The sequence below is a fragment of the Pseudomonas sp. B21-017 genome (assembly GCF_024749245.1).
Taxonomy (GTDB): domain Bacteria; phylum Pseudomonadota; class Gammaproteobacteria; order Pseudomonadales; family Pseudomonadaceae; genus Aquipseudomonas.
Window position 1 is genome coordinate 1,377,070 of the sequence record NZ_CP087194.1, and the last position, 20,369, is coordinate 1,397,438.

The window sequence follows — 20,369 nt, forward strand, 5'->3', positions numbered from 1 at the left end:
GTTACCTCGACAGCTGATTGAGTTCTTGAGAGTTCACCGCAGTGCCCGACAAAGGCAGGCGCAAGGTGAAGCAAGTGCCTTGGCCCGGCGTCGATTGCACTTCCATCTGGCCCTTGTGGTTGTTGGTGATGATGAAATACGAAACCGAGAGCCCAAGGCCGGTGCCCTGACCGATTTCCTTGGTGGTGAAGAACGGCTCGAACGTGCGTTTGCGCACGCTTTCGCTCATGCCAATGCCGTTGTCCTCGACCTGGATTTCCGCCCACGGCGGATTCAGTTTTGTGCGCAGAATGATCCGCCCCGGTTCGCGGTCGTCTGTACGCTGGTGAATGGCTTGCGCAGCGTTTTTCAGCAGGTTGAGCAGCACCTGTTCCAGTTCGTTGGCGGTGCCGGGTACCGGGCCCAGCGCCGGATCGAACTGGCGAATGATTGCCTGGCCCTTGAAGTCGAAGCCAATGGCCAGGTCGAAGTCGTTGCCGGCGATTTCCACCGCTTGATCGATCAGTGCCGGCAGGTCGCATGGCGCCATTTGCCGAGTGCTGCGGCGGCTGAAGCTGAGCATGTGGGTCACGATCTTAGCCGCCCGGGCGCCAGCCTGCTGAATGCCGTCGAGCAGCTGCGGTACTTCACGCGCTTTCAGGTACTTATTGACCGTTTCCAGTTCGATGCCCATTTGCTCGGCCTGTTCGAGGTTCTTCGGCAGGTCGGGGGACAGACGTCGACGAATGTTCTGCACGTTGTGCAGGATCGCGCCCAGCGGGTTGTTGATCTCATGGGCCATACCGGCGGCGAGGCCGCCGACCGAGAGCATTTTTTCCGACTGCACCATCATCTCTTCCAGGGACAGACGCTGGGTGATGTCGTCGATCCGGATGACTACGCCACGTCCGGCACCGCCCATCAAGGGGTAGAACGTCAGGGCGTAATGCCGGGGTTCGTCGTCCTTGGGCCAGGTAACGCGTTCGATCTTGGCCACCGTATGCTGCTCGACGGTTTGCTTGAGCTGCGGCAGGAATGGCTTGAGGGGTTTGAAGGCGAGAAAGATCGGCTGGTTCAAGGCTTCGTCCAGGCGCGTGCCGGACAGTGCGCTGGCCTCCTGATTCCACTGGGTCACGTAAAGCTGCTCGTCGAGGGCGATCAGCGCCGATGGCATGGAGTCGATGATGCTATTGAGGTAGTTCTGGAAACCGGTGAGTTTTTTCTCGATCTTGCTCCGCACCTGAACTTCCAGTTCCAGCTTGCGGTTGGTGTGACGGGTTTCTTCGGCCAGCCCCTGGGCCTGGTCGTAAGCCGCCTGGGAATCGTCGCGGGCACGCTTGAGCTGCTGCTCCCGGGCCTCGATGCGCGAGAGCATGGTGTTGAACGCTTCGGCGAGGCTGCCGATTTCATCGTGGTTGCCGCGAGAGGCGCGCAGGGCGTAGTTCTCTTCCCGGGTGACTTGCCGGGACAGCTCTTCTAGCTGATGGATGGGGCGGGTAATCAGGCGTTTGATTTGCCGGGCGATCACCAGCCACAACAGCACGCTGAAGATCAGAATCCCCAGGCTGGCGGTCAGGGTCCCGGTGTAGAACGCCATCGGCAATTCGCTGCTGGCCACCAGTAGCAGATGCCCGGGTGCGGTGCCGGGGCGGGGCAGGGTGATCACTTGATTGCTGCGAAACTCCGTGGCTTGCCAGGCTTCGAGGTGTCGGTAGTGTTCTGGCAGGTTCAGCGTGTCGCCGTGTTGCAGCTGCGCCAGACGCGTACCCGTGCCGTCGTAAAGGGCTGCCGCACGCAGTGGTGAATAACTGTTGAGTTCGTTGAGCAGGCGTTCGGCGTTTTGCGGCGACTTCAGCGCGTCGGACACCAGGCTCGGGTTGGACACCAGTCGGCCGATAGTCTGCAGGGCCTGGGGGGCCATGCTTTCCTGGGAGATGTAATACGCGGCACTGATAAAGGTCAGGTTGGCGACCAGCAAAACGGTGGTCAACAGCACCAGCAGGGCGGCCAGCAGTTTCTGGCCGACCGGAAGGTTTTCAAGGCGCTGGCGCAATGGCATCAGGTTCATCGCTGAAAAGGAACAAGTGGCCAGCGTAGCCGCTGCTCAGTCGCTGGGCAATCCAAGGCTGTGCAGATGAGCGATCAAGCGCTGCTGCAATTGATTGAGGTGGGGCAGGTTCAACTGATGCCGCGACGCAACTTTACAGGCATGGCCCAACAGGTAGCTGATTTCGGTGCGGCGCTGATTGGCGACATCCTGGTACATCGAGGAGAAATTGGTCGCGGTAGCCTTGATCACCCGTTCGACTTCCTCCCCGAGGTTTTCGGCTGCCGCCGGCTGGCCGCAGCGCTCCAGCAGTTCGGTGAGTTCGGCGCACAGGGTGGCCACTTCGCACTGATGTTGCTGCAAACCGCCGTTGCGGCATTCGTGCAGGACGGTCAACGGGTTGATCGCACAATTGAGCGCCAGCTTGCGCCACAGCCTGGTGAGAATGTCGGTGCTCCACTCATGGGGAATGCCGGCGTCGCTCAAGTCCTCCAGCCAGAACGGTGCCACCGGATGGCCGGCATCTCCCAGCCAGGTGTAACCATGACCGGCAAACACCACGCGCCAGTCGCCATCGCGAAACGCGCCTTCGGTACTGGAAGCGAAGATGCAGCGGGCATGCGGGACTTGCGCGGCGACGGCGTCCTGGCTGCCAAGGCCGTTTTGCAACAGGATCAGTTCGGCGTCCGGTGTCAGGCGGTGGGCGAGCTGGGTCACGGCTGTTACGGCGTCATAGGCTTTACAGGCTACCAGCAGACGGCTGATCGGCCCGTCGCTGTCGGCTGTTTCGCCAGGCACCGGGTACAGCTGCGCTTCGCCGTGCTCGACCAGCGTCAGCCCGCCCGCCGCCTGATAGGCCTGCAGGCGTGCCGCGTCCCGTACGATCAGCCTGACCGGCACTGAAGCCCGTGCCAGACGGGTGGCCCACAACGTGCCGAGGCTGCCGGCGCCCAGAACATGCCAAGGGGTAGACATCAGCTTTTTACTCGGTTTGTCGCTGGCATGTGAGGCTCGCAGTATCGGTTGGAAAAGACCCGTTATAATGAGCCCGATTTTAACCGCAAGCCAAGCGCGCTCCATCGTTATCGAGCGCGCCTTTTTATTGGAGAAATTACATGCCGTCGTTCGACGTGGTATCCGAACTGGACAAACACGAAGTCACCAACGCGGTCGAGAACGCCGTCAAGGAACTCGATCGTCGTTATGACCTGAAAGGCAAGGGCAGCTTCGAGTTCAAGGAAAAAGACCTGACCGTCAACCTGACCGCTGAAGCCGATTTCCAGCTCGAAGCGATGATCGAGATCCTCAAGCTGGCCCTGGTCAAGCGCAAGATCGACGTGCAATGCCTTGAAGTCAAGGATGCCTACGCGTCGGGCAAGCTGATGAAGCAGGAAGCGGTCCTCAAGGAAGGCATCGACAAAGAGCTGGCGAAGAAAATCGTCGCCCACGTCAAAGATGCCAAGCTCAAGGTCCAGGCTGCCATTCAGGGTGAGCAGGTACGTATCACCGGTAAAAAGCGTGACGATCTGCAGGAAGCCATCGCCGCCCTGCGCGCCAAAACTTTCGACATGCCGCTGCAGTTCAATAACTTCCGCGACTGACCTTTCAAGCGGGAACCTCTCGGCGATTTCGACGTCCGAGGCCCAAGCAACGGCAGAAACGATCGGGCCTTATGGGGTCGGTCTTTCTGCCGCTCATTTTTTGCGTGCCGGGTAGCCGGAAATCAGGAGAAAGTAGATGGATTTGAATACTGAAGTGGACAACCTGGTCAAGGCGTCTCAAGCCTGGATTCCGATGATCATGGAATACGGCAGCCGCGTGTTGCTGGCGGTGATCACCCTGGCCATTGGCTGGTGGCTGATCAACAAAGTCACGCAAAAACTGGGCGGCCTGTTGGCGTTGCGCAACGCCGACCTGGCGCTGCAAGGTTTCATCAGCAGCCTGGCGAACATCATCCTCAAGGTTCTGTTGATCGTCAGCGTGGCGTCGATGATCGGTGTGGAAACCACCTCCTTCGTCGCGGCTATCGGTGCGGCCGGCCTGGCCATCGGTTTGGCGCTGCAGGGCAGCCTGGCGAACTTCGCCGGCGGCGTGCTGATTCTGTTGTTCCGTCCGTTCCGTATCGGTGACTGGATCGAAGCCCAAGGTGTTGCCGGTACTGTCGACAGCATCCAGATCTTCCACACCGTACTGCGCACAGGCGATAACAAAACCATCATCGTGCCTAACGGTAATCTGTCGAACGGCATTATCACCAACACTAACCGTCAGCCGACCCGCAAAGTAGTATTTGATGTGGGTGTGGACTACGAAGCGGACTTGCAGAAGGCCCGTGAAGTGTTGCTGGACCTGGCCAAGGATCCGCGAGTATTGGCTGAGCCGGCACCGGAAGCGGTGATTTCCACACTGGGCGACAGTTCGATCACTGTTTCTCTGCGGGTGTGGGTGAAGACTGCCGACTATTGGAATGTGATGTTCATGTTTAACGAGCAATCGCGTGATCGTTTGAAGAATGCCGGTATCGATATTCCGTTTCCGCAGCGGGTTATTCGCGTGGTGCAGGAATCGGCGGCGGTGTAAGGAACAGTCAATCAACTGATGTCTGACCTTTTGGTCAAACATTTTGCAAGCCCCGATCCTTTAAACAATGCTGTAGCCAATAAAAAAGGCCCATCCGAAGATGGGCCTTTTTTTGATTACCGCGAACTAACTTTCTGCAATTACAGAATGTTGAGCGGGTAGTCGGTGATCAGGCGGAACTCAGAGATATCGCCTTCGCCTTCGTCTGCGTTGGCGGTGTGCCATGCTTGACGGATGCGGAACGACAGATCTTTAGCTGGGCCGGACTGAATTACGTATTTAACTTCCACGTTGGTTTCGTGGTGTTTACCGTCTGCACCGTACAGGCCAGCGTAAGGGCTGCCTGCTGGAGTGTTGGTGCCGTCGATGTCCCAACCTTTCACGTAACGGGTCATGAAGCTCAGACCAGGGATGCCGTATTCGGCCATTTTCAGGTCGTAACGGGCCTGTACCGATTTCTCGCCAGGGGCGTTGAAGTCAGAGTACTGGATGGAGTTGGCGAGGAAGATCGAGTCGCCACCACGGTTGTTTTTACCCACGCCGATATAGTCGAACGGAGTATCGCCATTCACTTTCTGGAAGCCCAGGGTGATGGTGTGTGCCTTCAGGAACGAGAAAGCAGCAGCGAGGGAGTAGGCGGTGTTATTGATTTCGCCTGCTTTAGCGCTACCAGTGTCCCTGGTGTTGTAGATGTTACCGTCGAAGTTGATCGACTGATCGCCACCCAATGCGAGGGTGTAGTTCGCGTTGGCGTAGTACTGGTTCCAGATGTCTTCGAGCTTGGCACCGTAGAGCGACACGCTCAGGTCTGGGGTAATGCCGTACTTGCCACCGAAGTAGTCGATGGAGTTGGCTTTCACGCCAGCGTAGGTTGCCCACAGGTCGCCATCACGGGCATTTCGGTCCTGACTGGTCGCCGAGTAGAAGTGACCGGCTTCGAGGTCAAGGTCTTTGACTTCGCTGCTCTGCAGTTGGATACCGCTGGCAGTTTGGTGAAGGATGCGGGAGCCGCCTACAGCGAACACCGGAGAAGTGCTTGGCTGCATGTCGCCGATTTTCAGCTCGGTCTTGGAGATGCGGAACTTGGCGGCAGCGCCGGCTTTGCCCTGGTTGTTTTCGACTTCGCCATCATTGCCCACGGGCATGTTGCCGGTACCCGAATACTTGTCGGAACCGTCCAGCTTAATGGCCAGTTGGCCCCAAGCTTCAACGCCAACACCGATCAGACCTTGGGTGTAGCCCGAGCTGTACATGCCCTGGATGCCCTGGGTCCAGTCTTTGTCATCGACGGCGCCGTCTTTCTTGTTACGGTTGTAGTAGTAGTTGCGAACCAGCAAGTCGAGCTTGCTATCTTCAACAAAACCTTTGGCGTCAGCCTGGTCACTTACGAAAGGTGCGGCCGTAGCCAATTGAGTACTGGCTGCTGCTGCAACTGCCAGTGCGATCATGCTCCACTTCATCACGCGCATCGTGATTTGCTCCTTTGGTTTTTAGAAGAGTACTGCCGTCCCACCTGTTTTATTATCTGGGCGGCTCTTTCTTTTTGTGTCGGCGCAAACTTATATCACGCCGACCCTATTGGCGATACTTGCGCATCTAACCTTTCAGCTTCTTTACGACCCTGTCGCAAATGGCTTGATCAATGTCGCAAATTCACAATCCCGACACAATCGGACTGACAACTTCAGCGCTGTTTTCCAGGGCTTGAGCATCGGTAAAAAAGAGTCCCTTGTCCTGCACTTGAATCTCCATCGGGCAACCCTGCCACTGTTTTTATTGGTCTTCAGGCTTCCACTTCCAGCGGAGCGCTTATAGACGATACGGGTGTTGATGCAACAAGCGTGCACAAATCGGAATTCTGTTGCTGTTTTTTTCCGAAAGCCTGCCTGTTGCCGTAAAAACCTCATAAAACCGGGGGGTTCAAGCTCATTTTATGTGGGCTTGACGCCATGCTTTGCATCGTGGTTACCACATCGAAGCTGCGGGGGTGACAACCAAAAGCGTTACCGGTTCACCCCGCTAGTGAGTAATTGGCGGATGCTGACGCACTGAGCGTAGACGCGTTGTGCGGTTTTGGTGCAAAAAATTTTATTTCCTGTACTGAATTCACACATTGTGGCTTTGTCGTGGATTCGAGCAGTGCATTGTTTATTGGTCATTTCGGCACTTTTTCCGTGATGGCCGGTTCCGTCATGGTGCGTCCCGAATCAAAATGGCGCATCTCGGCGTGCCCGCAGGGCGGTGCTGGCGGCAGTTCGTCGTGAAGCGCATGGCATTCGCAGGTATGCTGCCGTCCTGTCGCTTGGTGCGCCGTCTTTCGGTGGGGGCGCTAAGCTGAAAAAGGATGACCAGAGGGGAGTGTGCGCTGTGTTCGCTTTAGATCCACGACTTCAACAAGACACGTTGCCAATCGGCGATTTCCCGCTCTGCCGGTTACTGCTGTCCAATGATTCGAATTACCCCTGGTTCATCCTCGTGCCACGCCGCGAGGATATCAGTGAAATATTTCAGCTGGATGGCGCAGATCAACAGCAGCTGTGGCGGGAAACGACTGAGCTGGCGGAAATCCTCAAGGACTCTTTCGACGCGGACAAGTTGAACGTCGCGGCCCTGGGTAACGTCGTCAATCAGTTGCATATGCATGTGATTGTGCGCAAGCGTGAGGACGCCGCCTGGCCAGCTCCGATCTGGGGCAAACAGGAGGCCAAGCCATACAGTTCAGAGCAGATCGCGACGATTCGCGAGCGACTGCGTCTGGTATTGACCGACGATTTCAAGTTTCTGGAGGGCTGAATCATGAGCCTGGGCGAACGCGTTACCGATCTGGAAAGCCGACTGGCATTTCAGGATGACACCATCCAGGCATTGAATGATGTGCTGGTGGCGCAGCAGCGGATGGTCGAGCGTCTGCAATTGCAAATGTCGGCGTTGCTCAAGCGGCAGGAGGAAATGGCCGGCCAGTTTGCGACGCTTGAAGAAGAAGAGGCGCCACCGCCTCATTACTAAGAAGCAGGCGATAAAAAACCGCGAACAGCCAAGCTGTTCGCGGTTTTTTTTAGCCTTGAATCAGCGGCGCGGCAGTGCGGCGATCACATCTTCGGCTTGCAGGCCTTTGTCACGATTCATGACGGAGAACTCCACGCGCTGGCCTTCCACCAGAACACGGTGGCCTTCACCGCGAATCGCCCGGAAATGCACGAAAATATCATCGCCGGAGTCGCGGGAAATAAAGCCGAAGCCTTTGGAGGTGTTGAACCATTTGACGGTGCCAGTATCGCGGTTGCTCATGTCATAGCTTGGCGCGGCGGCGGCCGGTGAAGATTTGTAGAAGCTGATGGCCAGGTGCAGGAATACGGCGATCAGGGCAGCGACCAGGCTGAACAGAACGGCAGGTTGACCGGCGATGACAGGCATCGGAGCGATCAGCGTCAGGGTTTGCAGTACGACAGCCAGAACCAGCAAAGCGCTGACCAGGTTTTGCAATTGATGACGCGGGCCTTTGTTCCAGTAGGGGATAACAGGCGCGAGGGTGAGGTTGAGCAGGCCGAAAAAGGCCAGGTAAAGCGCATCGGGTTGTTGCAGGTAAGGTACCGCTTCGGATCGCAGGCTAGGGATGAAGGACAGCAGCAGGGCTGCTGCGCCCATTAGCAGGTGGACGATTTTCAACATTTTGATTAACTCACGTTAAGACGGATCACAAGGAAGAGCTGATAGAGCACGGTTCGCTTCAGAACAATAAGAGGCGTTGGGCACGTACCTGATATCAGCCTATGCGCAGCCCCCGGAAAATAGGTGGTAGCGACACACTGCCTATTTAACAGCAAAGCCTGCGGCTACTCAAATCAGGCGGTCCGGCGGTGTTTCCATTGGCATGGCGCGCGGATGACGATGCCGAGTGTTATTCGTGCGTTGTGTTTCTCGGATCTTTCGCCTTTTCGTTGAGTGATGTTGCGTCAGTTTTCGTAGGAAATCGTCCGGCCTAGGACGAGCTCCATGATCGCCCCTCCATTGTTGGCTTATCCTACGTTGATGGTCATAAAGTCATCTGGATATACCGTTGCGCCTGCGCTTTTATAAGGAAACGGAATATGGCCCTTACAAGCAGCAAGGATGACAAAGGAGTGTCAACGGTATGGTTCATGAAGAAAGACAAGACGAGGGGAGGATCGGTCCACTCAAGGATATAAGGATTGATTCACTTGTCAGCGAATTCGATATGGGGCTGGCCCAGCCCTTATCCCGGTCGGTGCGTTTGAATGGCTTTGCGACCTGTTTGCGGCTTGAGCAGGTCTATTGGGATATTTTGGGCAACATGGCCAAGGTCAATTGCTGCTCGGTCAGTGCGCTGTTGTCTCAGGTGGATCGCGAGGTGCACTTGCGCCATGGCGGGGTGAAAAATTTCACCGGGCTGGTGCGGGTTGTCTGCGTCGTGCACAGCCTGAAGGAGGGCAGTTGCCCCGTCATGGCTTAGCGAGAGCGGCTGAATGAGTCGAGTGTCGGTCTGTGCAGTCTTACGGCTGCACAGGCTGCATTTAATGGATATAATCCCGCTCTTTGCCGCGAAGCCCTGCATGCGCGGTAGCAATCTGATCGCCGAGACAACCCCCATGCCGATGTACGATTACCAATGTGCTTCCTGTGGTCATCAGTTGGAAGCCATTCAAAAGATCAGCGCAGCACCGCTGGTCGACTGCCCTGCCTGCCAGGCGCCAGAGCTTAAAAAGATGCTGTCCATGCCCGGTTTCCGCCTCAGTGGCACCGGCTGGTACGAAACCGACTTCAAGACCGGTTCCAAGAAAAATCTGGCCGGTGGCGACAAAGCTGACTAGGGTCTAGCGCCCGGGCTGAACGACACGCGCGAGCTCTTGCATCATCTGGCACCTTATTCAAGTGCGGTGGTGCGGCAAGACCTCCACCCGAATTTCGAATTACGAGAAGTGAAACCACTACCATGATGCGCAGCCATTATTGCGGCCAACTGAACGAAAGCCTGGAAGGCCAGGAAATTACCCTTTGCGGATGGGTTCACCGTCGCCGTGACCATGGCGGGGTGATTTTCCTCGATATCCGTGATCGTGACGGTCTGGCCCAGGTGGTGTTCGATCCGGACCGTGCCGAGAGCTTCGCCGCCGCCGATCGCGTGCGCAGCGAGTACGTCGTGAAGATCACCGGCAAGGTTCGCCTGCGTCCGGCCGGTGCAACCAACGCCAACATGGCGTCGGGCATGATCGAGGTCCTGGGCTACGAGCTGGAAGTGCTGAACGAATCGGAAACACCGCCGTTCCCGCTGAACGAGTTCTCTGACGTTGGCGAAGAAACCCGCCTGCGTTATCGCTTCCTTGATCTGCGTCGCCCTGAAATGGCCGAGAAGCTGCGTCTGCGTTCGCGCATGACCACCAGCATCCGCCGCTACCTGGACGAGAACGGTTTCCTCGACGTCGAGACGCCGATCCTGACCCGTGCGACGCCGGAAGGCGCGCGTGACTATCTGGTGCCGAGCCGTACTCACGCCGGTTCGTTCTTCGCCTTGCCGCAATCGCCTCAGCTGTTCAAGCAGCTGCTGATGGTGGCCGGCTTCGACCGTTACTACCAGATCGCCAAGTGCTTCCGCGACGAAGACCTGCGGGCTGATCGCCAGCCGGAATTCACTCAGATCGACATCGAGACCAGCTTCCTCGATGAAAAAGACATCATGGGCCTGACCGAAGGCATGATCCGCAACCTGTTCAAGGAAGTGCTGGGTCTGGAATTCGGCGAATTCCCGCACATGACCTTCGAAGAGGCCATGCGCCGCTACGGTTCCGACAAGCCAGACCTGCGTAACCCGCTGGAACTGGTGGATGTTGCCGATCAGCTCAAGGAAGTCGATTTCAAGGTGTTCAGTGGCCCGGCCAATGACCCGAAATGCCGTATCGCCGCCTTGCGCGTTCCAGGCGGGGCGAGCATGCCGCGCAAGCAGATCGACGATTACACCAAGTTCGTCGGCATCTACGGTGCCAAGGGCCTGGCGTACATCAAGGTCAACGAGCGTGCTGCCGGTGTTGAAGGTCTGCAGTCGCCGATCGTGAAAAACATCCCGGAAGCCAACCTGAACGTGATCCTCGATCGCGTGGGTGCGGTCGATGGCGACATCGTGTTCTTCGGCGCCGATAAAGCCAAGATCGTCAGCGAAGCCCTGGGCGCGCTGCGGATCAAGCTGGGTCATGACCTCGAGCTGCTGACCTGCAAGTGGGCGCCAATGTGGGTCGTCGACTTCCCGATGTTCGAAGAGAACGACGACGGCAGCTTCAGCGCCTTGCACCACCCGTTCACCGCGCCGAAGTGCACTCCTGAAGAGCTGGAAGCCAACCCGGCCGGCGCTTTGTCCCGTGCCTACGACATGGTTCTGAACGGCACCGAGCTGGGTGGCGGTTCGATCCGTATCCACCGCAAGGAAATGCAACAGTCGGTGTTCCGTCTGTTGGGTATCAACGAAGCGGAACAGGAAGAGAAATTCGGCTTCCTGCTCGACGCCCTGAAATATGGCGCGCCGCCGCACGGTGGTCTGGCCTTCGGTCTGGACCGTCTGGTGATGCTGATGACCGGCGCCCAGTCGATCCGTGAAGTGATCGCCTTCCCGAAAACCCAGAGTGCTGCGGACGTGATGACGCAGGCTCCGGGCGTGGTAGATGCCAAGGCGTTGCGTGAGCTGCACATTCGTCTGCGCGAAACGCCAAAGGCAGAGTAAGGCTGACCGCAAAGGCGCATCCTGTGGGATGCGCCTTTTCTTTAGGTCAAGATTTTTTTGTTGCTGGCCGACACTCCCTGTGTGGCGGGCGATGTTTCAAAGAGAAATTCGGAGCGAGTTATGGCGGGTCATTCCAAGTGGGCGAACATCAAGCACCGCAAAGAACGTCAGGATGCCAAGAAGGGCAAGATTTTCACCAAGTGGATTCGTGAGCTGACGGTCGCTGCCCGTCAGGGCGGCGCTGATCCGGGCTCCAACCCGCGTCTGCGTCTGGCGCTGGATAAAGCGCTGGGTGCGAACATGAGCCGCGACATCATCGACCGCGCGGTGGCCCGTGGTGCCGGCGCTGCCGATACCGATGACATGGTCGAGCTGACCTACGAAGGCTATGGCCCGGGCGGTGTGGCGGTGATGGTCGAATGCATGACCGACAACCGCAACCGCACCGCGGCCGCAGTTCGCCATGCGTTCAGCAAGTGCGGCGGCAACCTCGGTACCGACGGTTCGGTGGCTTATCTGTTCGAACGCAAAGGGCAGATTTCCTTCGCGCCAGGGGTTGATGAAGACGCGCTGATGGAAGCAGCCATGGAAGCCGACGCCGATGACGTGGTGACCAACGAAGACGGCTCCATCGACGTGTTCACCTCGTTCGCCGGCTTCTATTCCGTGCGTAACGCCTTGGAGGCCGCAGGCTTCAAGGGCAGCGATGCAGAAATCGTCATGTTGCCGACCACCAGTGCCGAACTGGATCTGGAAGGCGCCGAGAAGGTTCTCAAGCTGATCGACATGCTCGAAGACCTGGATGACGTGCAGAACGTGTACTCCAACGCGGACATTCCAGAGGCGGTGGCCGCGCAGCTCGGTTGATGCCTTTATAAAGATCGCAGCCTTCATCAGCCCTGCAGGCGCTGGCGAAGCCTGCGATCTTTTGATTTACAGTTATTTATTTTAAAGATCGTCCGAACGCGGCCCGAGCCTTCGGCAGCTCCTACGGTTACTCTCAGATATTCGCACTAGCTTCGCAGGCGTTATGACTTTAATTCTTGGTATCGACCCCGGCTCGCGTATCACCGGTTACGGCATTGTTCGCGATACTGGCCGTGGTTGTGTTTACGTGGCATCGGGCTGTATCCGCACCGGTGCTGGCGAGTTGCATGAGCGTCTGCAGATCGTCTATCGCGGCGTGCGTGAAATCATTCAGACTTATGGCCCGGTCACCATGGGCATCGAAAAGGTGTTCATGGCGCGTAATGCCGACTCCGCGCTGAAACTGGGGCAGGCCCGTGGCGCGGCGATTGTCGCCGGCGCCGAAGAGAGCCTGGAAATTGCCGAGTACACCGCAACCCAGGTCAAGCAGGCCGTGGTCGGCACCGGCGCCGCCAATAAAGAACAAGTGCAAATGATGGTCATGCACATGCTGAAACTGACCAGCAAGCCGCAAATCGATGCCTCGGATGCCCTGGCCATCGCGATTTGCCACGCTCACACCCGTTCCAGTCTGTTGCCTCATGGCCTGGGCGCGGCACGCAGTCGTGGCGGGCGCCTGCGTCTCTGATAGCATCAGCAATCATTTTTTGTGGGATGAGGGTTTTGCGCCTGTGTTGTCGGCGCAAAACCCTTGTTCTGTCAGTCGCCAGCACTGATCTGGCCAACGCTCAAGGATCTGAAACGTGATTGGACGCTTGCGCGGCACATTGGCTGAGAAACAGCCGCCGCACCTGATTCTGGATGTAAACGGTCTGGGGTATGAGCTGGAAGTGCCCATGACCACGCTTTATCGCTTGCCGTCGGTCGGTGAACCGCTGACCTTGCACACCCATTTGGTCGTACGCGAAGACGCGCAGTTACTCTATGGCTTCTTCGGCAAGCGTGAGCGAGACTTTTTTCGCGAACTGATCCGTCTCAATGGGGTGGGGCCGAAACTGGCGCTGGCCCTGATGTCGAGCCTGGAAGTCGACGAGTTGATCCGTTGCGTGCAGTCCCAGGACACCTCGGCGCTGACCAAGGTGCCGGGGGTGGGCAAGAAGACTGCCGAACGTTTGCTGGTGGAACTCAAGGATCGCTTCAAGGCCTGGGAAACCGTACCGAGCATGTTTGCGTTGGTGCCGAACCAGCCGGATGCGCCAGCGCAACAAGTCGCTGCCGCCGAAAATGACGCGGTCAGCGCGCTGATTTCCCTGGGCTACAAGCCGCAGGAAGCCAGCAAGGCGATTTCCGCGATCAAGGAGAAAGGTTTGAGCAGTGAAGACATGATTCGTCGTGCCCTGAAGGGAATGATCTAAGTGATTGAAGCTGATCGTCTGATCGCCGCTACGGGTGGCCCCCGTGAGCGCGAAGAAGTCCAGGACCGGGCGATTCGTCCCGTCAGCCTGGCCGAATACATTGGCCAGCCGACTGTTCGCGAGCAAATGGAGTTGTTCATCCAGGCCGCGCGCGGGCGCAATGAATCACTGGATCACACCCTGATTTTCGGCCCGCCGGGCCTGGGTAAAACCACCCTGGCCAACATCATTGCCCAGGAAATGGGCGTGTCGATCAAAAGCACCTCGGGGCCGGTCCTCGAGCGTCCTGGTGATCTGGCTGCATTGCTGACCAACCTTGAGCCCCATGACGTGCTGTTCATCGACGAGATCCATCGGTTGTCGCCGATCGTCGAAGAAGTGCTGTACCCGGCCATGGAAGATTTCCAGCTCGACATCATGATCGGCGAAGGGCCGGCCGCGCGCTCGATCAAGCTCGATCTGCCACCGTTTACCCTGGTTGGCGCAACGACCCGTGCCGGTATGCTGACCAACCCGTTGCGCGACCGTTTCGGGATCGTCCAGCGCCTGGAGTTCTACAGCACCGCCGATCTGGCAACGATTGTCAGCCGTTCGGCGAACATTCTCGGTTTGCCGCTGGACCCGGAAGGCGCCTTTGAAATCGCCCGGCGTGCCCGCGGTACACCGCGAATCGCCAACCGCTTGCTGCGCCGAGTCCGGGATTTTGCCGAGGTTCGTGCCAAGGGCCACATCACTAAACCGATCGCCGACCTGGCCTTGAACCTGCTGGATGTCGATGAGCGTGGCTTCGACCATCAGGACCGACGCCTGCTGTTGACCATGATCGAGAAGTTCGACGGTGGGCCGGTGGGGGTGGACAGTCTGGCCGCTGCGATCAGCGAAGAACGCCACACCATTGAAGACGTGCTGGAGCCGTACCTGATCCAGCAGGGCTATATCATGCGCACGCCGCGGGGGCGGGTAGTGACCCGGCATGCGTATTTGCACTTCGGCTTAAACATTCCGTCACGATTGGGCGAGATGCCCGTGGTAGACGAGTTCCTCGATGCCGTGGACGATTAATCACCTTTGCGTGCTGATTTATTCGGGGTTTGTGCTGTCCCAGGACGGTACTTTCGCCAGAAAGCCGCGAATCAATGAAAAACAGTTGCCTGGCCGGATTGGCAACCTGAGGAGTAAGCACTAGAGTATGCGCGCGCAAAACGGGCTTGAGCCGTTCGCACATCGTTGTCGCGTTTATTACGAGGACACCGATGCCGGCGGCATCGTGTATTACGTCAATTACCTCAAGTTTATGGAACGGGCTCGAACCGAGCGGCTCCGAGAGCTGGGCTTTGCCCAGTCGGCGCTGGCAGGGGAGGACCTGTTGTTCGTCGTGCATTCCAGCGAAGCGCGTTACCACGCGCCGGCGCGACTGGACGACGAACTGCTGGTAAGCGCCGAAGTAATTGAATTGAACCGGGTCAGCCTGCGCTTCAAACAGCAGGTCAGGCGGGCTACGGATAACGTGCTGCTCTGCGAAGGGCAGTTTCTGGTGGCCTGTGTGCGCACTAACAGTTTGAAACCCCGGGCCATTCCCGAAGCTCTACGTGCGGCCTTTGCCGACGTGAGCGGCGCGGGTACACACTCAAAGCAGGAGATAAAGCGTGGAAGCTAACGTCGTCGACCATTCCTCCATGTGGAGCCTGGTCAGCAATGCCAGTGTCGTGGTGCAACTGGTAATGCTGATCCTGGTAGCCGCATCGGTGACCTCGTGGATCATGATCTTTCAGCGCAGCAACTTGCTGCGCGCCGGTCGACGTGCCCTGGAGAGCTTTGAAGAGCGCTTCTGGTCCGGTATCGACCTGTCCAAACTCTACCGTCAGGCTGGCAGCAACCCTGATCCGGATTCCGGTGTCGAGCAGATCTTCCGTGCCGGCTTCAAGGAATTCTCCCGTCTGCGCCAGCAGTCGGGCGTTGATCCGGAAGCGGTCATGGAAGGCGTGGCGCGTGCCATGCGCGTAGCCATCTCCCGCGAGGAAGAGAAGCTCGAGCAGAGCCTGCCGTTCCTCGCCACCGTCGGTTCCGTCAGCCCGTACATCGGTCTGTTCGGTACAGTCTGGGGCATCATGAACTCCTTCCGTGGTCTGGCGACTGCCCAGCAAGCGACCCTGGCCACTGTGGCTCCAGGTATCGCCGAAGCACTGGTTGCTACTGCGATCGGTCTGTTTGCCGCCATTCCGGCCGTTATCGCCTACAACCGTTTTGCTGCCCGCAGCGAAACCCTGCTGGGCCGCTATTACACCTTCGCCGACGAATTCCAGGCGATCCTGCACCGCAAAGTGCACACCAGCGAAGAATAAGCAGGTAATTTCCAATGGCTTTAATCGCTCGAGCTCGCAAAAAGCGCAAGCCGGTTGCCGAGATGAACGTGGTGCCTTACATCGACGTGATGCTGGTACTGCTGGTCATCTTCATGGTGACCGCGCCGATGCTCAATCAGGGCGTGAAAGTTGATCTGCCCAAGGTTTCCAGCGAAGCCTTGCCGCAGGACAACAACACTCAGGTCCTGACCATTTCGATCAAGGCTGACAAGACCTACTACTGGAACCTTGGCAGCGAAGTCGACACCGAAAAGCAGCAGGACAAGGCCATGACCTTGCCGCAAATGACCGACGCCGTGACCAAGATCATTCGCGTTGGCAACGGTAACGGCAAGCGCACGCAGGTGTTCATTCGTGGCGACAAAACCGTCGATTATGGCTCCGTCATGGGCGCCATGGGCGGGTTGCAGAAGGCCGGGGTCGGTAATGTTGGCTTGATTACCGAGGCGCCCTGATGCAGCAACTGCGAGAGCCGTCCGCCTCGGAAAGCTACTTCTGGCCTAGTGTCTGGGCGATTGTCTTGCACGTGCTGGTGTTCGGCATGCTGTTCGTCAGTTTCGCCTTCACACCGGAGCTGCCGCCGGCCAAGCCGATTGTCCAGGCAACCCTGTACCAGCTGAAATCGAAAAGTCGGGCGACCACCCAGACCAATCAGAAGATCGCGGGTGAGGCGCAGAAATCTGCTGCGCGTCAGACCGAAGTCGAGCAGATGGAACAGAAGAAGGTCGAGCAGGAAGCGGTGAAGGCTGCGGAACAAAAGAAAGAAGAAGCGGCTCAAAAGGCCGAGGAAGCCAAGAAGGCCGACGAGTCGAAGAAAGCGGAAGAGGCGAAAAAGGCTGATGAAGCCAAGAAAGCCGACGAAGCGAAGAAGACCGCCGAAGCCAAAAAGGCCGAAGAGAAACAATTGGCTGATATAGCCAAGAAGAAAGCCGAAGAAGAAGCCAAAAAAGCTGCTGAAGAAGAGGCCAAGAAAGCGGCCGCTGAAGAAGCGAAGAAAAAGATCGTCGAAGACGCGAAGAAGAAAGCCGCGGAAGACGCCAAGAAGAAAGCTGAAGCGGAAGAGGCGAAGAAGAAAATCGCCGAAGACGCGAAGAAGAAAGCGACTGCCGATGCCGCGAAGAAGAAAGCGCAGGATGCGGCTCGCAAATCGGTAGAGGACAAGAAGGCTCAGGCTCTGGCTGACTTGCTGTCCGATAAGACCGAGCGTCAGCAGGCTTTGGCGGATGAGCAAGGCGATGAAACCGCGGGCAACTTTGATGATCTGATTCGTTCGCGAGCATCTGAAGGTTGGGCGCAGCCACCGTCGGCCCGCAAGGGCATGAAGGTGATTCTGCAAATCAACATGCTCCCTGACGGAACGATCTCCGGTGTTTCGGTTGCTCATTCCAGCGGTGACGCGCCGTTCGACAGTTCTGCAGTCGCGGCTGTAAAAAATATTGGTCGATTGACCGAAATGCAGGGTCTGAAGCCAGCTGATTTCGCACCCTATCGTTCATTCAAGATGACATTCACACCTGAGGATCTAGCCTTGTGAGAAACCTTCTTCGAGGACTGCTTGTAGTCATGTTCTGCTTTGCAGGACTGGCCACGGCAGATGAAAAAAATATCCTGGTCAGCAGTGGCAGCTCCCAGGCAACTCCAATTGCCGTTGTGCCTTTCGGCTTCCAGGGCGGTAGCGTGCTGCCGGACGACATGGCTGAGATTATCGGTAACGACCTGCGCAATTCGGGTTACTACGCGCCGATTCCAAAGCAGAACATGATCAGCCAGCCAAGCCAGGCCAGCGAAATCATCTACCGTGACTTCAAGGCGGTGGGTGCCCAGTACGTCATGGTCGGCAGCATTGTTCCGGCGGGCGGTCGCCTGCAGGTGCAGTACGCACTGTTCAACGTCGCCACCGAGCAGCAAGTGCTGACCGGCAGCGTGTCGGGCGGCGTCGATCAACTGCGCGACATGGCGCACTACATCTCCGACCAGTCGTTCGAAAAACTCACTGGTATCAAAGGTGCGTTCTCGACGCGTCTGCTGTACGTGACGGCCGAGCGTTTCTCTGAGAAGAACACTCGCTACACACTGCAACGTTCGGACTACGACGGTGCCCGTGCCGTGACGCTGCTGCAATCGCGCGAGCCAATCCTGTCGCCGCGTTTCGCACCGGATGGCAAGCGCATTGCCTACGTGTCGTTCGAGCAGAAGCGTCCACGCATTTTCATGCAGAACATCGACACCGGTCGCCGTGAGCAGATCACTAACTTCGAAGGCCTGAATGGCGCGCCAGCCTGGTCGCCGGATGGCAATCGCCTGGCATTCGTGTTGTCGAAAGACGGTAACCCGGACATCTACGTGATGAACCTGGGGTCGCGTCAGATCACCCGTGTCACCAATGGTCCTGGCATCAATACCGAACCGTTCTGGGGTAAGGATGGTTCGACCATCTACTTCACCTCTGACCGTGGCGGCAAGCCTCAGATCTATAAAACCAGCGCAGGCGGTGGTGGTGCGGAGCGTGTGACCTTCATCGGTAACTACAATGCCAACCCTAAACTGTCGGCCGATGAAAAGACCCTGGTAATGATTCACCGCCAGGACGGTTTCACCAACTTCAAGGTGGCGGCCCAGGATTTGCAGCGCGGTAGTGTAAAGATCCTCACTGATAGCACTCTGGACGAGTCTCCTACTGTTGCGCCCAACGGCACCATGGTAATCTACGCCACCCGCCAGCAGGGCCGGGGAGTCTTGATGCTCGTGTCCATTAATGGACGCGTGAGGCTCCCGCTTCCTACCGCACAAGGCGAAGTCAGAGAACCGTCCTGGTCCCCTTACCTGAACTGACGCGGCGCTATACGTTTTACTTAACACACTGGGGTTCATTAGGAGTTTCACGATGGAAATGCTGAAGTTTGGTAAATTTGCTGCGCTGGCTCTGGCCATGGCTGTAGCTGTAGGTTGCTCGTCCAAAGGCGGCGACAACGCCGGTGAAGGCGCTGTAGATCCAAACGCTGGTTACGGCGCTAACACTGGTGCAGTTGACGGCTCCCTGAGCGAAGAAGCTGCTCTGCGCGCAATCACCACCTTCTACTTCGAATACGACAGCTCGGACCTGAAGCCAGAAGCCATGCGCGCTCTGGACGTTCACGCCAAAGACCTGAAAGCAAACGGCGCTCGCGTTGTTCTGGAAGGCAACACCGACGAACGTGGTACTCGTGAGTACAACATGGCACTGGGCGAGCGTCGTGCGAAAGCCGTTCAGCGCTACCTGGTACTGCAAGGTGTTTCCCCAGCTCAGCTGGAACTGGTTTCCTACGGCGAAGAGCGTCCAGTTGCTACCGGCAACGACGAGCAGTCCTGGGCTCAAAACCGTCGCGTCGAACTGCGTAAGTAATTCGTCATGCGAACGTGCCGTCGTGCTGTAACTATTTTGGCTCTCAGTCTCGCACCGCTTGCGGTGTGGGCTGCGGTTCCTGTGGTCGAGGACAACTCCGGCTATAACAATAGCGGGAGCAGTTATCCGCCTGCAGGTTACGGTACGAACGGCGCCTATGCCGGGGGAGGGGTTTCGGCCCCTGTCTCGGCACAGGGCGAGCTGTTCAACCAACTGCAATCGATGCAGGAGCAGATCTCGCGCCAACAAGGCATCATTGAAGTTCTGCAAAATGATGTAGCGCGCATGAAGCAAGAGAACCTGGAGCGATATCAGGATCTTGATCGGCGCATAGGAACCGGCGTTGCACCAGCCGCGACTCCTGATAATTCTTCCGCCGGTGGCAATTTGAATGCCCCCGGTGCAGCAGCCGGCGCAGGTGCGGGAGCGGCTGCCGCTCAAGCCCCGGCCGCGGGTGGCGAACCGGCTGACCCGGCGAAGGAAAAACTGTATTACGATGCAGCCTTCGACCTGATCAAAGCCAAGGATTTCGACAAGGCCAGCCAGGCTTTCGCCGCATTCCTGCGCAAATACCCGAACAGCCAATACGCGGGCAATGCCCAGTACTGGTTGGGGGAAGTGAACCTGGCCAAAGGCGATCTGCAAGGTGCGGGTCAGGCATTTGCCAAGGTTTCGCAGTTGTACCCCAAGCACCCCAAAGTGCCTGATTCGCTGTACAAGCTCGCTGATGTAGAGCGTCGTCTCGGTCATACCGACCGGGTCAAAGGCATTCTGCAACAGGTCGTGTCCCAATATCCGGGCACTTCCGCCGCTCAGCTGGCGCAACGGGACTTGCAGCGCATGTAAGCCTGTTTAGCCCGTTTTGAAGAAACCCGCGCTTGTCGCGGGTTTTTTCGTTAGAATTCATGCCCTTTTTATGAAACACGCTTTTTGGGATCTGCGCGTTGGCGGGGTTCCTTGAAGTGCCTGACGGAGGCGGACAGCCTGTTTAGCTGTTACGCCCGTGGCG

23 protein-coding genes are annotated in these 20,369 nt (G+C 57.7%); 19 read left to right on the forward strand and 4 right to left on the reverse strand.

All coding sequences use genetic code 11. The annotated features are described in order from the left end of the window. Position 1: 1 nt before the first annotated feature. Together LOY28_RS05995 and LOY28_RS06000 are read right to left on the reverse strand one after the other, a co-directional pair. The gene (locus LOY28_RS05995) at positions 2-2,038 is read right to left on the reverse strand and encodes a HAMP domain-containing sensor histidine kinase (RefSeq protein ID WP_028939417.1); all 2,037 of its coding nucleotides are present in this window, start codon (positions 2,036-2,038) and stop codon (positions 2-4) included. Positions 2,039-2,083: 45 nt separating this feature from the next. Then, positions 2,084-3,001, reverse strand: coding sequence for a putative 2-dehydropantoate 2-reductase (locus LOY28_RS06000; protein ID WP_258613218.1), 918 nt, complete (start codon positions 2,999-3,001; stop codon positions 2,084-2,086). 140 nt (positions 3,002-3,141) lie between these two features. Between LOY28_RS06000 and LOY28_RS06005 the strand changes: the two genes are divergently transcribed. Together LOY28_RS06005 and LOY28_RS06010 are read left to right on the forward strand one after the other, a co-directional pair. Then, entirely contained in the window at positions 3,142-3,627 is a 486-nt protein-coding gene (locus LOY28_RS06005; protein ID WP_018926510.1) for a YajQ family cyclic di-GMP-binding protein, read from the forward strand. Positions 3,628-3,763: 136 nt separating this feature from the next. Next, entirely contained in the window at positions 3,764-4,606 is an 843-nt protein-coding gene (locus tag LOY28_RS06010; RefSeq protein ID WP_258613219.1) for a mechanosensitive ion channel family protein, read from the forward strand. 140 nt (positions 4,607-4,746) lie between these two features. On the opposite strand, the gene LOY28_RS06015 is transcribed toward LOY28_RS06010, so the two are convergent. Beyond that, on the reverse strand, positions 4,747-6,075 hold the full coding sequence (locus LOY28_RS06015; protein ID WP_018926508.1) for an OprD family porin: 1,329 nt from the start codon (positions 6,073-6,075) through the stop codon (positions 4,747-4,749). A 561-nt stretch (positions 6,076-6,636) separates the two neighbouring features. Between LOY28_RS06015 and LOY28_RS06020 the strand changes: the two genes are divergently transcribed. The 3 genes from LOY28_RS06020 (at position 6,637) to LOY28_RS06030 (ending at position 7,612) form a co-directional block, all read left to right on the forward strand. Further along, positions 6,637-6,870: a hypothetical protein gene (locus LOY28_RS06020; RefSeq protein ID WP_258613220.1), complete on the forward strand. Its 234-nt coding sequence runs from the start codon at positions 6,637-6,639 to the stop codon at positions 6,868-6,870. Positions 6,871-6,973: 103 nt separating this feature from the next. Continuing rightward, complete coding sequence (locus tag LOY28_RS06025; protein ID WP_007933275.1) at positions 6,974-7,399, forward strand: HIT domain-containing protein; 426 nt, start codon at positions 6,974-6,976, stop codon at positions 7,397-7,399. Positions 7,400-7,402: 3 nt separating this feature from the next. Further along, positions 7,403-7,612, forward strand: coding sequence for a SlyX family protein (locus LOY28_RS06030; RefSeq protein WP_018926506.1), 210 nt, complete (start codon positions 7,403-7,405; stop codon positions 7,610-7,612). A 60-nt stretch (positions 7,613-7,672) separates the two neighbouring features. Here the strand turns inward: LOY28_RS06030 and LOY28_RS29910 are convergent, their stop codons facing one another. Continuing rightward, complete coding sequence (locus LOY28_RS29910; protein ID WP_019651434.1) at positions 7,673-8,275, reverse strand: cold-shock protein; 603 nt, start codon at positions 8,273-8,275, stop codon at positions 7,673-7,675. Between the two features lie 463 nt (positions 8,276-8,738). On the opposite strand from LOY28_RS29910, the gene LOY28_RS06040 reads away from it, so the two are divergent. The 14 genes from LOY28_RS06040 to ybgF all read left to right on the forward strand — a co-directional run bounded on the left by LOY28_RS06040 (position 8,739) and on the right by ybgF (position 20,206). After that, the gene (locus LOY28_RS06040) at positions 8,739-9,077 is read left to right on the forward strand and encodes a ribbon-helix-helix domain-containing protein (RefSeq protein ID WP_258613221.1); all 339 of its coding nucleotides are present in this window, start codon (positions 8,739-8,741) and stop codon (positions 9,075-9,077) included. Between the two features lie 136 nt (positions 9,078-9,213). Further along, a complete protein-coding gene (locus LOY28_RS06045) occupies positions 9,214-9,435 on the forward strand; it encodes an FmdB family zinc ribbon protein (RefSeq protein ID WP_010457489.1) in 222 nt (73 codons plus the stop codon). A gap of 122 nt (positions 9,436-9,557) precedes the next feature. Then, on the forward strand, positions 9,558-11,333 hold the full coding sequence (gene aspS, locus LOY28_RS06050; RefSeq protein WP_018926502.1) for an aspartate--tRNA ligase: 1,776 nt from the start codon (positions 9,558-9,560) through the stop codon (positions 11,331-11,333). Between the two features lie 120 nt (positions 11,334-11,453). Next, a complete protein-coding gene (locus LOY28_RS06055; RefSeq protein WP_018926501.1) occupies positions 11,454-12,200 on the forward strand; it encodes a YebC/PmpR family DNA-binding transcriptional regulator in 747 nt (248 codons plus the stop codon). Positions 12,201-12,363: 163 nt separating this feature from the next. After that, complete coding sequence (ruvC, locus tag LOY28_RS06060) at positions 12,364-12,888, forward strand: crossover junction endodeoxyribonuclease RuvC (protein WP_018926500.1); 525 nt, start codon at positions 12,364-12,366, stop codon at positions 12,886-12,888. 115 nt (positions 12,889-13,003) lie between these two features. Then, positions 13,004-13,615, forward strand: coding sequence for a Holliday junction branch migration protein RuvA (gene ruvA, locus LOY28_RS06065; RefSeq protein WP_007933256.1), 612 nt, complete (start codon positions 13,004-13,006; stop codon positions 13,613-13,615). Then, entirely contained in the window at positions 13,616-14,677 is a 1,062-nt protein-coding gene (ruvB, locus tag LOY28_RS06070) for a Holliday junction branch migration DNA helicase RuvB (protein WP_018926499.1), read from the forward strand. It abuts the gene before it with no gap. Positions 14,678-14,804: 127 nt separating this feature from the next. Continuing rightward, positions 14,805-15,272, forward strand: a complete 468-nt coding sequence (gene ybgC / locus LOY28_RS06075; RefSeq protein ID WP_007933231.1) for a tol-pal system-associated acyl-CoA thioesterase — start codon at positions 14,805-14,807, stop codon at positions 15,270-15,272. After that, entirely contained in the window at positions 15,262-15,957 is a 696-nt protein-coding gene (tolQ, locus tag LOY28_RS06080) for a protein TolQ (protein WP_018926498.1), read from the forward strand. The genes ybgC and tolQ overlap by 11 nt, the downstream gene beginning before the upstream one ends. A gap of 23 nt (positions 15,958-15,980) precedes the next feature. Continuing rightward, positions 15,981-16,433, forward strand: a complete 453-nt coding sequence (gene tolR / locus LOY28_RS06085) for a protein TolR (protein WP_167331185.1) — start codon at positions 15,981-15,983, stop codon at positions 16,431-16,433. Next, positions 16,433-17,512, forward strand: a complete 1,080-nt coding sequence (gene tolA / locus LOY28_RS06090; protein ID WP_018926496.1) for a cell envelope integrity protein TolA — start codon at positions 16,433-16,435, stop codon at positions 17,510-17,512. Before tolR ends, tolA begins: the two co-directional genes overlap by 1 nt. A gap of 29 nt (positions 17,513-17,541) precedes the next feature. Beyond that, complete coding sequence (gene tolB, locus LOY28_RS06095) at positions 17,542-18,810, forward strand: Tol-Pal system beta propeller repeat protein TolB (RefSeq protein WP_018926495.1); 1,269 nt, start codon at positions 17,542-17,544, stop codon at positions 18,808-18,810. A gap of 52 nt (positions 18,811-18,862) precedes the next feature. Continuing rightward, positions 18,863-19,360, forward strand: coding sequence for a peptidoglycan-associated lipoprotein Pal (pal, locus tag LOY28_RS06100; RefSeq protein WP_003178634.1), 498 nt, complete (start codon positions 18,863-18,865; stop codon positions 19,358-19,360). Between the two features lie 6 nt (positions 19,361-19,366). After that, positions 19,367-20,206 carry a tol-pal system protein YbgF gene (gene ybgF, locus LOY28_RS06105; RefSeq protein WP_026286449.1) on the forward strand — a complete coding sequence of 280 codons (840 nt, stop codon included), beginning with the start codon at positions 19,367-19,369 and terminating at the stop codon, positions 20,204-20,206. Positions 20,207-20,369 lie beyond the last annotated feature (163 nt).

What these genes read in the sequence shown, in the direction of transcription:
- aspS (WP_018926502.1), top strand. Translation starts at nt 9,558, where the DNA reads ATGATGCGCAGCCATTATTGCGGCCAACTGAACGAAAGCCTGGAAGGC.
- ybgF (WP_026286449.1), top strand. Translation starts at nt 19,367, where the DNA reads ATGCGAACGTGCCGTCGTGCTGTAACTATTTTGGCTCTCAGTCTCGCA.
- ruvC (WP_018926500.1), top strand. Translation starts at nt 12,364, where the DNA reads ATGACTTTAATTCTTGGTATCGACCCCGGCTCGCGTATCACCGGTTAC.
- LOY28_RS06055 (WP_018926501.1), top strand. Translation starts at nt 11,454, where the DNA reads ATGGCGGGTCATTCCAAGTGGGCGAACATCAAGCACCGCAAAGAACGT.
- pal (WP_003178634.1), top strand. Translation starts at nt 18,863, where the DNA reads ATGGAAATGCTGAAGTTTGGTAAATTTGCTGCGCTGGCTCTGGCCATG.
- LOY28_RS05995 (WP_028939417.1), bottom strand. Translation starts at nt 2,038, where the DNA reads ATGCCATTGCGCCAGCGCCTTGAAAACCTTCCGGTCGGCCAGAAACTG.
- LOY28_RS06040 (WP_258613221.1), top strand. Translation starts at nt 8,739, where the DNA reads ATGGTTCATGAAGAAAGACAAGACGAGGGGAGGATCGGTCCACTCAAG.
- ybgC (WP_007933231.1), top strand. Translation starts at nt 14,805, where the DNA reads ATGCGCGCGCAAAACGGGCTTGAGCCGTTCGCACATCGTTGTCGCGTT.
- LOY28_RS06015 (WP_018926508.1), bottom strand. Translation starts at nt 6,075, where the DNA reads ATGCGCGTGATGAAGTGGAGCATGATCGCACTGGCAGTTGCAGCAGCA.
- tolA (WP_018926496.1), top strand. Translation starts at nt 16,433, where the DNA reads ATGCAGCAACTGCGAGAGCCGTCCGCCTCGGAAAGCTACTTCTGGCCT.
- LOY28_RS06005 (WP_018926510.1), top strand. Translation starts at nt 3,142, where the DNA reads ATGCCGTCGTTCGACGTGGTATCCGAACTGGACAAACACGAAGTCACC.
- LOY28_RS06000 (WP_258613218.1), bottom strand. Translation starts at nt 3,001, where the DNA reads ATGTCTACCCCTTGGCATGTTCTGGGCGCCGGCAGCCTCGGCACGTTG.
- LOY28_RS06030 (WP_018926506.1), top strand. Translation starts at nt 7,403, where the DNA reads ATGAGCCTGGGCGAACGCGTTACCGATCTGGAAAGCCGACTGGCATTT.
- LOY28_RS29910 (WP_019651434.1), bottom strand. Translation starts at nt 8,275, where the DNA reads ATGTTGAAAATCGTCCACCTGCTAATGGGCGCAGCAGCCCTGCTGCTG.
- LOY28_RS06045 (WP_010457489.1), top strand. Translation starts at nt 9,214, where the DNA reads ATGCCGATGTACGATTACCAATGTGCTTCCTGTGGTCATCAGTTGGAA.
- tolB (WP_018926495.1), top strand. Translation starts at nt 17,542, where the DNA reads ATGTTCTGCTTTGCAGGACTGGCCACGGCAGATGAAAAAAATATCCTG.
- LOY28_RS06010 (WP_258613219.1), top strand. Translation starts at nt 3,764, where the DNA reads ATGGATTTGAATACTGAAGTGGACAACCTGGTCAAGGCGTCTCAAGCC.